Annotated in this window: 14 protein-coding genes; 12 read left to right on the top strand and 2 right to left on the bottom strand. The window is 53.8% G+C overall.

The window, feature by feature from the left end; translation table 11 throughout:
- The first annotated feature begins 2 nt into the window (after positions 1 to 2).
- A complete protein-coding gene (locus IEW11_RS03375) occupies positions 3 to 422 on the top strand; it encodes a DMT family transporter (RefSeq protein WP_188529028.1) in 420 nt (139 codons plus the stop codon).
- A gap of 2 nt (positions 423 to 424) precedes the next feature.
- Positions 425 to 748: a DMT family transporter gene (locus IEW11_RS03370; protein ID WP_188529026.1), complete on the top strand. Its 324-nt coding sequence runs from the start codon at positions 425 to 427 to the stop codon at positions 746 to 748.
- Between the two features lie 60 nt (positions 749 to 808).
- Here the strand turns inward: IEW11_RS03370 and IEW11_RS03365 are convergent, their stop codons facing one another.
- Positions 809 to 1,075, bottom strand: a complete 267-nt coding sequence (locus tag IEW11_RS03365; protein ID WP_188529024.1) for a hypothetical protein — start codon at positions 1,073 to 1,075, stop codon at positions 809 to 811.
- Between the two features lie 157 nt (positions 1,076 to 1,232).
- Here IEW11_RS03365 and IEW11_RS03360 point away from each other — a divergent pair, with 157 nt between their 5' ends.
- From IEW11_RS03360 to IEW11_RS03340, 5 genes are all read left to right on the top strand, one after another.
- Entirely contained in the window at positions 1,233 to 2,108 is an 876-nt protein-coding gene (locus IEW11_RS03360) for a DUF72 domain-containing protein (RefSeq protein WP_188529022.1), read from the top strand.
- A 122-nt stretch (positions 2,109 to 2,230) separates the two neighbouring features.
- Positions 2,231 to 2,656 carry an RrF2 family transcriptional regulator gene (locus IEW11_RS03355; protein WP_188529020.1) on the top strand — a complete coding sequence of 142 codons (426 nt, stop codon included), beginning with the start codon at positions 2,231 to 2,233 and terminating at the stop codon, positions 2,654 to 2,656.
- Positions 2,657 to 2,770: 114 nt separating this feature from the next.
- Positions 2,771 to 3,082 carry a thioredoxin gene (gene trxA, locus IEW11_RS03350; RefSeq protein WP_188529018.1) on the top strand — a complete coding sequence of 104 codons (312 nt, stop codon included), beginning with the start codon at positions 2,771 to 2,773 and terminating at the stop codon, positions 3,080 to 3,082.
- A gap of 143 nt (positions 3,083 to 3,225) precedes the next feature.
- Positions 3,226 to 5,601, top strand: coding sequence for an S-layer homology domain-containing protein (locus tag IEW11_RS03345; RefSeq protein WP_188529016.1), 2,376 nt, complete (start codon positions 3,226 to 3,228; stop codon positions 5,599 to 5,601).
- Between the two features lie 157 nt (positions 5,602 to 5,758).
- Positions 5,759 to 6,991, top strand: a complete 1,233-nt coding sequence (locus IEW11_RS03340; protein WP_188529014.1) for a molybdopterin-dependent oxidoreductase — start codon at positions 5,759 to 5,761, stop codon at positions 6,989 to 6,991.
- Between the two features lie 75 nt (positions 6,992 to 7,066).
- Here IEW11_RS03340 and IEW11_RS03335 read toward each other — a convergent pair whose 3' ends face one another.
- The gene (locus IEW11_RS03335) at positions 7,067 to 7,210 is read right to left on the bottom strand and encodes a hypothetical protein (RefSeq protein WP_188529012.1); all 144 of its coding nucleotides are present in this window, start codon (positions 7,208 to 7,210) and stop codon (positions 7,067 to 7,069) included.
- 263 nt (positions 7,211 to 7,473) lie between these two features.
- On the opposite strand from IEW11_RS03335, the gene ychF reads away from it, so the two are divergent.
- The 5 genes from ychF to IEW11_RS03310 all read left to right on the top strand — a co-directional run bounded on the left by ychF (position 7,474) and on the right by IEW11_RS03310 (position 12,256).
- The gene (gene ychF, locus IEW11_RS03330; protein WP_188529010.1) at positions 7,474 to 8,574 is read left to right on the top strand and encodes a redox-regulated ATPase YchF; all 1,101 of its coding nucleotides are present in this window, start codon (positions 7,474 to 7,476) and stop codon (positions 8,572 to 8,574) included.
- Positions 8,575 to 8,832: 258 nt separating this feature from the next.
- Positions 8,833 to 9,906: a peptide chain release factor 1 gene (gene prfA, locus IEW11_RS03325; RefSeq protein ID WP_188529485.1), complete on the top strand. Its 1,074-nt coding sequence runs from the start codon at positions 8,833 to 8,835 to the stop codon at positions 9,904 to 9,906.
- An 80-nt stretch (positions 9,907 to 9,986) separates the two neighbouring features.
- Positions 9,987 to 10,976 (top strand): peptide chain release factor N(5)-glutamine methyltransferase, encoded by a 990-nt coding sequence (gene prmC, locus IEW11_RS03320; protein WP_188529008.1) that lies wholly within the window; start codon positions 9,987 to 9,989, stop codon positions 10,974 to 10,976.
- A 355-nt stretch (positions 10,977 to 11,331) separates the two neighbouring features.
- Complete coding sequence (spoIIR, locus tag IEW11_RS03315) at positions 11,332 to 12,015, top strand: stage II sporulation protein R (protein ID WP_188529006.1); 684 nt, start codon at positions 11,332 to 11,334, stop codon at positions 12,013 to 12,015.
- A 139-nt stretch (positions 12,016 to 12,154) separates the two neighbouring features.
- Positions 12,155 to 12,256, top strand: a complete 102-nt coding sequence (locus IEW11_RS03310; RefSeq protein WP_188529004.1) for a sporulation protein YjcZ — start codon at positions 12,155 to 12,157, stop codon at positions 12,254 to 12,256.
- Positions 12,257 to 12,423 lie beyond the last annotated feature (167 nt).

Here is a 12,423-nt window from a genome sequence, read left to right as displayed (position 1 = left end):
GTATGGCTTGGATCTATGTACTGATCGGCGGATTGTTTGAAATCGGCTGGGCGATTGGATTGAAAACGACGGAAGGATTTACACGCTTCTGGCCCAGCGTATTTACGGCCGTTGCGCTTATTATAAGCTTTACGATGTTCGCGAAATCGATGATGAAGCTGGAGATTGGCACCGCCTACGCGGTTTTTACCGGAATCGGCACAGCGGGTACTGTCATTGTCGGTATGGTCTTTATGAATGAACCTGCGGGAGCGCTGCGCGTGTTCTTCGTGCTGCTGCTGATCAGCGGCGTGATTGGCTTGAAGATGATCTCGAAGGAAGACACGGACGAGCCGCAGCCCCATAGACAGCTTGATGCGGCTGCGCTGCAGGACGGAATGCACGACGAATTGGCATCTTCTTTGGGCAAAGGGGGCAAATAACGATGTCATGGATCTTTTTGCTGTTATCCGGCTTGGCTGAGGTGGGCGGCGTGACGTTTATGAAATTGTCGAAGGGTTTCTCCCGTTTGAAGCCGACGTTAGGTGCGATCGGTTTTGGCATATTCAGCTTTTATTTCTTATCCCGGGCGCTTCAGGAAATTCCGATCAGCACGGCTTACGGGATCTGGACGGGAATCGGCTCGGCAGGCGGCGTGCTGCTGGGAATGCTGCTGTTCAAAGAATCCAAGGACTTCCGCAAGCTGCTCTTTATCGGCATGATTATCACCGGGGTGATCGGGCTGCGTGTCGTCGGCGGGGGACACTGACTTCCCAAATCAAAAGCTGTCTGGTGACTTCGGTCTCCAGGCAGCTTTTTTCATAGAAGATTAAATTTCCTTTTCATAAGCTGTTACTAAAGCTTTGGCCCTGTCGACATCCTTCTTCCGCACTTTGAGCTGCAGTGTGTTCGCGGCACCGGCGCCGGTCTTCGATTTCACTCCATTTGCTTTGAGATAGGCTTGAAGCCGGTCGATCCTTTCCGTACGTGAGGGGCCTTCGGATTTGATGGGCTGCCATCGCGATTTGCCTCCGGTGAGGACGGCAATAATGACAATGACGGCGATAGCAGCTAGGATGATCCATAGCACTTCCATAATCGCACACCACCTTGAATGTAATGGAGTCAAAAGATGTTATGCTTCATATGTATTCACCGCGCCTCCGTTTCCATGACAACAGATTTGCGCTTTGTGTTAAAATAAGGATTAAAGCCAAGGCAGTGCGGGGTAATGAATAAGGGGGTAATGCTCCGTGATCCATATTGGATTGGCGGGCTGGGGGGATCATGATTCCCTTTATCCGGATAAGGGTTCAACCAAAAATAAACTAAAAACGTACAGTGAGTGGTTTCCGGCTGTGGAAGTGGACAGCTCGTTCTACGCCGTGCAGCCGCTGCGCAATATGGAGAAATGGGCAGGCGACACACCGGATGCTTTCCGTTTTGTAGTTAAAGCATATCAAGGCATGACCGGCCATACGAGAGGGCGGATTCCCTTTGAGGACGAAGCGTCGATGTACAAAGCCTTCTGCGACTCTTTAGAGCCGATCGTGGCGGCAGGCAAGCTCGAGGCGGTGCTGTTTCAATACCCGCCGTGGTTTGATTGCACGCGTGAGCATGTGGACAAGCTGCGTGAAGCAAAGGCGCGAATGGACGGGTTCACATGCGCCTTGGAATTCAGGCATCGCAGTTGGTTTGAGCCGCAGATGCGGGAGAAAACGCTGGAATTCATGCGCGCGGAGGGATGGATTCACAGTGTTTGCGATGAGCCGCAGGCAGGAGCGGGCAGCATTCCGATTGTTGAAGCGTCCACAGATGATGAGCTGACGGTTGTCCGTTTCCACGGGCGCAATGTGGAGGGCTGGCACAGCAGCGGACAGCCGAATTGGCGCGATGTGCGTTATCTGTACCGATATAACGAGCTGGAGCTTCAGGAATGGACGGATCGCCTGCGGCGGCTGCAGAAGCTGTCGCGTAGGCTGTGCGTCATCTTTAACAACAACTCCGGCGGGGACGCAGCCGATAATGCGAAGCGGCTGATGCAGATGCTGCAGCAGCTGCCGCCAAGAGGCTCTTTTGAGGCTCACGCTCCGGATGACGAGATGCCGGAACAGCTGAAATTGTTCTAGCTCAGCCGGGATACGGATGAAAGTATAACAGGCGGCAAGATGCAGCAAAATAGGTGAGCGGCCTATATTGACAACCGCAACTGTAACTGATAATATTACAGTACGAAGCGGAGGGCCGTAACATGAATAGTGAATTTACGATTGCCGTTCATAGTCTTGTGTATCTTGCGTATTTACCTGAACGTATGGCTTCGAGCGAATGCATTGCCGATACGGTGCAGACTAATCCGGCCCGCGTTCGTAAAGTGATGGGATGCTTAAGGCGAGGCGGATTTGTTGAGACGCGGGAAGGAACACGCGGAGGATATCGACTCACGATTGATCCGGCAACCGTTACGCTGGGGGAAATTTACCGCGTCATGGCGCAAGGATCGTTGATGCCGAACTGGTGCTCCGGGGATCCGGATTCAGACTGTGTGGTTGGCTCGAATATGCAGGAAGTCATGAACGGGATATTTTGCTCCGCCGAGAAGCATTTGGAAGCTTATTTCAGCCAGATTACAATCGCGAATGTGCTTGGCCAGGTTCATGAATGCCAGGATTGCTGACGCGATTTAAACACTAGATGTGACGGGTTACCCCTTAACATATAGAGAAGCAAGATGGTTACAAAGCGGTTACCGCTTTACACCAACACACACTTTTTGGAGAGGATGATTACAATGGCAGTAGCATTGACGAAAGACAACTTTACAAGCAAAATCGAGAGCGGCGTATCGATCGTCGATTTCTGGGCACCATGGTGCGGACCTTGCAAAATGCAGCTTCCGATCGTTGAGGAGCTTTCCACTGAGCTTGAAGGCCAAGCGGTTATCGGTAAAGTGAACGTGGACGAGGAGCCTGAATTGGCTTCCCAATTCGGGGTAATGAGCATTCCTACGCTGATTCTGTTCAAAGACGGTCAACCGGTTGACAAAATGGTTGGTCTGCAAAGCAAAGACGTATTGAAAAACAAAATCATGGGTCAAATGTAATTTGGCGCTTCCAAGCAAGACGATTCCGTAAGCAGAGCAATCTGCTTTTATGGGATCGTCTTTTTTTTGTTAATATCGAAACTTATTTCAGTTCCCCATCGTTAATAGTTCAGGCAGCTAATCAATGGAGGGGGAATATAGCAATGAGTTGGTCTACGATCAAAAAGAAACGGATGATGCTGGCGCTTTCCGCGGCAGTAATGTTGACGACCGCTTTGCCTGCAGGGACTTATGCGGAAACGCCGGATTTTCCAAAGATGATCAGTTCTGAAAGCGTTTCATCACCTGTGCAGGAAGGGCCGCTGTCTGTTAAGGGGGATTCGCCTGTGGATGCCAAAATCTCGAAAGAGAAAGCAGCCCGGCTATCAAAGGAATATGTGAGCATTCCGGACGATTACGTGCTTCAGGGGGCTTCCTTTACTAATGAGATGTTGGCACAAGGCAAGCGCAGCCTGTGGAACCTCACCTTCGTAAAACGGGTAAACAACGAGCAAAGGGGAAACATTCAGACGAGAATTGACGCAGAGAATGGCCGATTGCTCGGTTTGGGCACCTATTTTAATGATCCGGCCCGCAAGCCTGTTTATCCACCGAAGGTGGACCGGGAGCAGGCAAAGGAATTGGCGTTAGCATTTATCGGCCAGGTGAGTCCGCAATATAAAGATCAGCTTCGCTATAACGACGATTATGGCACTGAATTCCGGCCGCCTCTTCAGGGGGAGGTTCGTTATCCGATTCGTTATAACCGCGTTGTGGGCGATGTCGCATACATGGATAACTTTATCAGCCTCGAGCTGGACGGCGAAGGCCATGTGATGCAATATGAGGTGCGCTGGGATGAGACGGTGCAATTCGAGCCGGCCGGGAATGTGATTACGATGGAGGAAGCCGTGCTGCGCTTCCGCGCGGAGGCTGAACCGGAGCTTGTATATCAGGTGCCCTACAATATGAAGTCACCCCGTACTCCGATGCTTAGTTACGAGATGCCCCCGTTTATGCTCGCTGCGTCCGATGGTTCCGTATGGAATCCGCAAAGCGGCCAGCTTTTGCCGAATAAGACGATACCGGTCAGCAGCACGCCGCTTGGCGCCAAGCCCGCAGGCGGTAAAAATCTCACTGCTGAACAAGCGGCCGAGCTTGCAGCTGCGGCATTTCTTATACCGGAGCAAGCCGTGCTGAGGGATAGCAGTTACACGGAGTACAATGACGAGGGGACCGGCAGCAGCCAAGCGATGTGGAATTTGAGCTGGGAAGTGAAGCCGGAGGGGGATGATGCGGGCTCCTATTCGATCTGGGCTGCGGTGGACAGCAGATCTGGCATGATCCACAATTTCTCGGCCTACAAACCTGCGGACCAAGTGAATCAAGGCACATCCTACGAGCAGGCAAGGTCCAAGGCGGTCGAGCTGGTAAAGAAGCAGTTGCCTGGTTATGCCCATGAATTATATCTGCAAAATGATGATGCAAGCCGGTATGAAGGGAAAAAGCCGGGAGAGGTCGGCAGCTATTCTTTCCAATTCGTTCGTCGTGTGAACGGGGCGCGCGTGGACTACGAAAGCGTCTATATTAACGTGAATGCAGGAGATGGAAGCATCCAAAGCTACTACGCTGAGTTTTCCGCATATGCGTATCCTGCGCAAGCGCCGGCCGTGATCGGCAAGGCGAAAGCGATCGATGCGTTCATGGATTACTATAAAGTCGAGCTGACATACGTCCTGCCGGTATATTGGGACGGGCAGCCGATCCCAATAGAGAAATACAACCTGATGGTGGCTTCCGGAGAAATTCCGCCGGGTGGAACAGGGGATGGACAAGAGAGCGCCAAAGCAAAACTGGTGTATCGTCTTGTCGAACGTCCGCTGGATGAGCCAGTATTCCTGGGTGCGGAGAGCGGTGAATGGCATAATCGGACGACAGGCGAGGTGACCGAGCTTGTCAAGCGGCAAGCGACTGATATTGAAGGTCATTGGGCGGCCAGGGAGCTGTCGCTTATGGTCGCTTACAAAGCGCTTGATCTGGAGGATGGCAAGGTGCGCCCCAATGAAATCGTGACGCGCGGAGGACTGATCAAAATGCTGGTGCTGGCGATGAATAGCGGGCACAGGCCGATCCCTTATGCAACGAGGGAATCGGCTTCGTTCAATGACGTTGCTGCGGACTCTGCTTACTTCATCTATGTGGAGAGTGCGGTGGAGCAGAATCTGATTGACCGCGGCGACGGATCGTTCGATCCGGAGGGCAAGGTGGACCGTGAGGAGATGGCGGAGCTGATCGTGCGAGCCCTCGGTTACAATACGCTTGCAGAGCGTGAGGACATGTTCAACATTCCGTTCAAGGATGCGGCCTCATTTGACAAGAAAGGCCAGGCTGCGATTGTCGCGGGTTTGAAAATTATGAATGCCAATGCGCAAGGCAACTTCATGCCGCAGCGCCAAGTGACGCGTGCCGAGGCGTCGGCCGCCTTCTTCCGTTTTCTGCAGGTAAAAGCGGAGCTGCAGGAGGCGCCGCTCCGCAATTAGATGATAAATTGGTGAAAGGGACTATCCCAAGCCTTAAGGGCTTATGGATCGTCCCTTTACTTTTGTCCGCATTGGCTTCAGGTGCCATCAGCCTGCATTCACGGTATAATAAAGGTAAAGGTACCAGGCTAAGCTTCGATAGTTGGGGGGATCGGACATGAAGGATTGGCTGTTCAACATCCGTAAAGGTTATGGCAGGAAGCTGACTTCACTCCACACCTGGAACGGCTGGATTGTCGTCATTCTTGCGCTTACCGGCTTGATTCTGCTGGCGGGCTTCTGGCGCGGGGTGCTCGGCGAAGGCAGAGTGTGGATCAAGTGGCTCCATATCGTGGTTGGCATCGCGTCGATTGTGCCTGTGATCTATTATTTGCTTTTGGCGGCAAAACACTGGAAGCAGCTGGCAGGAAAGCCCTGGCAGCGGTTCAACGTCATAGTTGTGCTCTCGCTGCTTGCGGGTTGGTTCGTCTCCGGTGTCATGCTGTGGCTGTACAGGACGGTAGGGCCGACCTGGTCGAACGTTGCGCTGGTAGTGCATGATGCGCTGACCTGGGTCGGTTTGCCGTACATCATTTACCATTCGCTCACCCGTGTGAAATGGCTCAAAGAGCCGAGCCGCCGTACGATTCAGGCACCTAAGGAACCGGATGGCATCCATGATGCGGCAAAGCCGCAGCCGGTGTATACGAGGCGCGCTTTTCTCCGCCTGGCGATCGGTACGGGGCTTGCAGTGACGCTGGGGCCTTCCTTTATCAAATGGTTAGGAAGCTCGGTAGGCACAAGCCGGAACCTTGAGGATTTGATCGAGAATGACAAAAATCATATGGTTCCCGCACCTCAGCCGATGGTTGCATCTTCACCGCCGATTGGCGGCGGCAGCCGCGGGCAATTCCGCGTGTACACCGTGACGCCGATCCCAACCTTTACGAATGCCAATTGGTCTTTTACGATAGACGGGCTTGTCGATAAGGCTTTCAACTATGACTGGGAGTCGTTCGTTGCGCTGCCTCGCAAGGTGCAGGTTAGCGATTTTCACTGCATCACGGGATGGTCGGTATACGATAATACATGGGAGGGCATTCCGCTCAAGGAGCTGCTGGCCCAAGCAGGAGTTAAGCCGCAGGCACGGACGGTGAAATTTTACTCCGGAGACGGTGTGTATACCGATACGCTTACGATGGAGCAGGCGATGCAGATGGACGATGTCATGGTCGCTTTCATGCACGACGGGAAGCCCATTCCGAGTGATCTAGGCGGTCCGGTAAAGCTGATCGTGCCAAAGATGTATGCGTACAAATCGGTAAAGTGGCTGAACCGTATCGAGCTGATCGAGGGCGAGCATGCGGGCTATTGGATCGAGCGCGGCTATCCTAAGGACGCGTGGATATAACATCACTAACGCGGCGGCCGGCAGCTGGCCCGTGCGGCACGCGTTAGTGACGAGAGCATCGGTAAAGAAGGCGGATCAATCCGTCTTCTTTTTGTTTTGCGAGAATGGGGTGACCGATTTGGCTTGCTCGACCGTATCGTTGACGAACGCCATGTCCTGGTTTTTGGCTTTCATATGATTGGTGCCCTTGTAGTTGTTTTTATGCGTTATATTTTCCATGATCTTCAACCACCTTCCTTAAGAATGAAGATAGTATTCGCACGGCTCCACCGTTCCATACGGGCGAATTGCAACGGAAGCCGCCGAGACCTGGGCATGCTAAGACCATTACGGAAGAGCAGTGAGGAGGAAAAGCTTAAGCTTGCGATCTTGCTGCCAAGGCGGGACCGGGGCTGGAGCTCTACTAGAGGAGGCTTTCAAAGTGAGGGGGTTTCAGTTATAATGACCAGAGATTGTTTAATTCGGAACAGGGGTGTCATGTAATGGCTTTGAAAGCAGGGATTGTCGGTTTGCCAAACGTAGGGAAATCGACGTTGTTTAATGCGATCACACAAGCGGGCGCTGAATCGGCGAACTACCCGTTTTGTACAATTGATCCAAATGTTGGTGTGGTTGAGGTGCCGGATGAGCGCCTGGACAAGCTGACTGAACTCATTGTGCCTAATAAGACGGTTCCAACCGCATTTGAATTTATTGATATTGCAGGCATTGTAAAGGGCGCGAGCAAAGGCGAGGGGCTTGGGAACAAATTTTTGGCGCATATCCGTGAGGTGGACGCGATCGTGCATGTGGTTCGCTGCTTCCAGGATGAGAATATTACGCACGTATCCGGCAAGGTTGATCCGCTCAGCGACATTCAGACGATCAATCTGGAGTTGATCCTGGCGGATCTGGACTCTGTGGAAAAGCGCATTGACCGTTCCCGCAAGAACATGAAGGGCGGCGACAAGAAATACGCGCAAGAGGTTGAAGTGCTTGAGCGTATCAAAGAGGCGCTGTACGAAGACAAGCCGGTGCGCAGCCTTGAGCTGTCCGACGATGAAAAATTGTTGATTCGCGACCTGCATTTGCTGACGATCAAGCCGGTGCTTTACGCGGCGAATGTGAGCGAGGCTGAAGTAGCGAATTCGGACGATAATCCATATGTAAAGATCGTGCGGGAATTCGCCGCTTCCGAGAATGCGGAAGTGGTGCCGATCAGCGCGAAGGTGGAAGCGGAAATCGCCGAGCTCGAGGGCGAGGACAAAGCGATGTTCCTTGAAGAGCTGGGCTTGGAGAAATCCGGTCTGGACCGCTTGATCCAAGCTGCTTACAAATTGCTCGGCCTGTACACGTACTTCACGGCAGGCGTTCAGGAAGTACGGGCATGGACGATCCGCAAAGGGACGAAAGCGCCTCAGGCGGCTGGCGTGATCCATACCGATTTTGAGCGCGGGTTTATCCGCGCCGAGGTTGTATCTTACGAGGATTTGGCTGCAGCAGGCACGATGAATGCGGCGAAGGAGAAAGGCCAGCTTCGTCTTGAAGGTAAAGATTATGTTGTGCAGGACGGCGATGTCATGCATTTCCGTTTTAACGTGTAAGACATCCGAATGCAGGGATGAGCGGGGCGGAGACGCCCCCTTTTCGCGTGTCTGCGTATGCGACAGGACCAGGGCTTTATATCGCCAAGTCATTGCCGCGCATCTGACAAGCGGTACGGGGCGTCATCTTGGCGCGGGCAGCTTTTTCTACCATGGCGGCGGCTGACATTGAAGGAAAAGTTGGAACTGCTCAACAAGCAGGAACTTGTGATATAATAATAAGACGGAATTTTCACTTTAGGAGTGTGTGTAATCATGATGTTGGACCGTTTACAGGCGCTTGCCGACCGCTATGAGAAGCTTAGCGAGCTGCTTTGCGATCCGGATGTAACCAGCGATACGAAGAAGCTGCGGGACTACTCCAAGGAGCAGTCGGATCTGCAAGAGCCATACAATGCATATATGGAATACAAAGAAACGTTAGCGCAGTATGAAGACGCCAAGCTGCTGCAAAATGAAAAGCTGGACGATGAGATGCGCGAAATGGTAAAACTGGAGATCGAAGAGCTGGGCGCCAAGCTTGCCGAGCTGGAGGAGCGGGTTCGCATTTTGCTGCTTCCTAAGGACCCTAACGATGATAAAAACGTCATCGTCGAGGTTCGTGGTGCTGCGGGAGGCGATGAAGCGGCGCTGTTCGCATCGGACCTGTACCGGATGTATACCCGTTTCGCAGATTCGCAGGGCTGGCGCGTAGAGGTGCTGGATGCGAATGAAAGCGATCTGGGCGGCTATAAGGAGATCATCTTCATGATTTCTGGTAAAGGCGCCTACAGCAAGCTGAAATTCGAGAACGGCGCGCATCGCGTGCAGCGTATTCCGGCTACGGAATCCGGCGGACGGATTCATACGTCAACCTCCACCGTTGCGGTAATGCCGGAGGTTGAAGAGGTGGAGATCGAAATTTTCGACAAGGATATCCGTGTCGACACGTTCTGCTCCAGCGGTGCGGGCGGACAGTCCGTAAATACGACGAAGTCGGCCGTGCGCGTCACGCACATCCCGACCGGCATCGTCGCAACCTGTCAGGACGGCAAATCGCAAAACGAGAACAAAGCGAAGGCGCTGCAGGTGCTGCGCGCCCGTATCTTTGAGATTCATAGACAAGAGGAAGAAGCGAAATATGCCGGCGAGCGCAAAAGCAAAGTCGGTACAGGCGACCGTTCTGAGCGGATCCGTACGTACAATTTCCCGCAAAGCCGCGTTACCGATCATCGGATCGGCTTGACGCTGCATAAGCTCGATTCCGTCATGAACGGAGATATGGAAGAGATCATTAATTCCTTGACCGTAGCGGAGCAAGCGGAGCTGCTGGAAAGAGAGAATCTGGCTTAATCAGTGCAAACTTATAAGTGCAAACCTAAAGAATGCAAACCTAAACGGCCTTACCGGCCATAAGCTTGGAGGGCTGTTATATGACGAAAGAACAGTCAGACGCTGCGCAGTTGGCGTATACTCCTGGCATGACCCTACGAGAAGCCTGCCTGCAGGCTTCTTCTCTTTTGTCAGCGGAGGGTGTGTCGGAGCCGCGCTCCAATGCGGAGCTGCTGCTGATGCATTTGCTTGGCAAGGAGCGTGCGGAGCTGCTGCGCGACTGGGTCGAACCGATGCCGGTGGAGAAATGGGACATCTGGCGAGAATATATCGGCCGCAAACTGGCGGGTGAGCCGGTGCAGTATATCATGCGCGAGCAATGGTTCTACGGGCTGCCTTTTCATGTTCAGCCGGGCGTGCTGATTCCGCGCCCGGAAACGGAGCTGCTCGTCGAGGCCGTGCTCGAAGCGGCCGATCGGCTGTGGCCGCAGGCCGCGGGCGGGGAGGCGGGCGGCGAATCGCCCGCCCGCGACCGCCAAGTGCCGACGGTCATCGACGTCGGCACCGGCAGCGGCGCCATCGCCGTGACGCTTGCGGTGCAGCGGCCCGCGTGGCGCGTGTGCGCGTCCGACCTGTCGGAGGACGCGCTTGAGGTCGCCCGCACGAATGCCGCCCGCCATGAGGAGGGGCAGCGGATTACCTTCGTGCAGGGCGACCTGCTCGGGCCGTTTATGGTGCGGCCCGATGGCGTCGGCAGCGCAAGCGGCGGCGTCGCCGGGCTGCGGGCCGACATCCTCGTGTCGAACCCGCCGTACATCCCGGCGGGTGAGCTCGCGCACCTGCAGCGTGAGGTGCGCGACTATGAACCGCGCCTAGCGCTTGATGGCGGCGCGGACGGGCTCGATCCGTACCGGCGCATGCTGGAGCAGCTGCCGGGGCTCGCGTCCGTGCCTCGCATTGTCGCCTTCGAGCTGGGCATGGGCCAGGCGCAGGAGGTGGCGAGACTGCTGCGGGAGTACGGGGCGTGGCAGGAAATCCGCATTATAGAGGATTATGCGGGAATCGAGCGTCATGTCATAGCAATAGGTTGAGCTTAGCCAAGCTTAGCTTAGTGCTGATCTTTTCAAACCGCCTCAGTAACTAGCCGTACGCAGAACAGACCTCCCCAACGGGGCGTATACCAACGCGCACCTTACCTGCGAGTGTTGGGGCGCTGCTGTCGACGTCCGGACCACATCATTAATCTAACTTTAAGAGCTGGGTTGTTAACAGCTCTTTTTTTGTTGGCGCTTTGCATTCAGGTGCAGAAATGCACCTGATAGTCCGCATGGAAGTTTATGAGATTGATAGGTTTACTAGACGGGTGGCGGGGACATACTAGGGACATAGACGTTCCGGAACGCAAGCTGAGGCGCCGACGGGTGCAGCGAGAGGGGCTTGTGTCGTATGGTAATCCGCAATCATTCCCGTTTTTCTTTTCGTAAATCGTATGGTTACATATTCTTCGCGTTGGCGGTGCTGTTGATGAGCTGGGAAGGGCATCGCGTGGACGCTGCAATCGTAGAGAACGGCATTCCGGAGGAGTCGATCCGGCTGCGTATTCTGGCTAATTCCGATTCGCCGCAGGATCAGGCTGTTAAAAGGTTTGTGCGTGACGCGATTGTTGCCGAGATGGCAAGCTGGGTTGCCGGCCCGCAATCGATCGAACAAGCGCGGGAGACGCTGCGGTCCAACCTGCCTGCGATCGAACGGGTTGTGGCGCAAGAGCTGCGCAGCCGCGGCTTTCAATACGGCTTTGAGGTGGAGCTTGGAATGGTGCCGTTTCCTACAAAGATGTATGGCAGCGAGGTTTACCCGGCAGGGGACTATGAAGCGCTGCGGGTGTCGCTCGGCCGCGCGGAAGGGCAAAACTGGTGGTGTGTACTGTTTCCGCCGCTCTGTTTCGTGGACGGCGTAACCGGTGAGGCAACTGCTGCGGCACAGTCTGCTGCAGCGCAAGCAGAGCAGGACCCGGCTGCTTCAGTTAAACCGGTACAAGCATCGGAAACGCCGGAAAAGCCGGAGGTAAAATTTTTTCTCTGGGAACTGATTCGATCATTGCTGGATTTCTTCCGTCAACTGTTTTCTTAAAAGGTTGATTATGAACTTTAGCCTCTTAGCCGAATTCACTCCAGCATTGCCAATTTTCTAAAACCAGTACAGGAGCACAGGAGAAACACAGCGGCTTAGAATATGTTGAAATTAATCCTAATCAAAAGGAGGGATTGGCATGAGTCATGTTGGAGGGTTCAGACATCATTTTACATCGACAGGCGTGATCTTGGTTCTTTTTATCCTGCTGGTTATCGTGAGCAGAGCATTTATCTGGTAATTTAGCGAAGAGCGGGGGACGGCCAATGGCAAACTGTTCCCTGCTTTTTTTGCGTCAAAAGCCGTGAAGGCCGTTTCTGGATAGCATGTTATAAACAGCGCAATAGTACAGATGGATATGCTATAATGGATCGCATTAACGATAGAATTCTATTCGGTGGTAAGGAT

Source organism: Paenibacillus abyssi, from assembly GCF_014640295.1.
GTDB lineage: Bacteria > Bacillota > Bacilli > Paenibacillales > Paenibacillaceae > Paenibacillus_D > Paenibacillus_D abyssi.
This window is presented reverse-complemented; position numbering and strand designations above follow the sequence as displayed.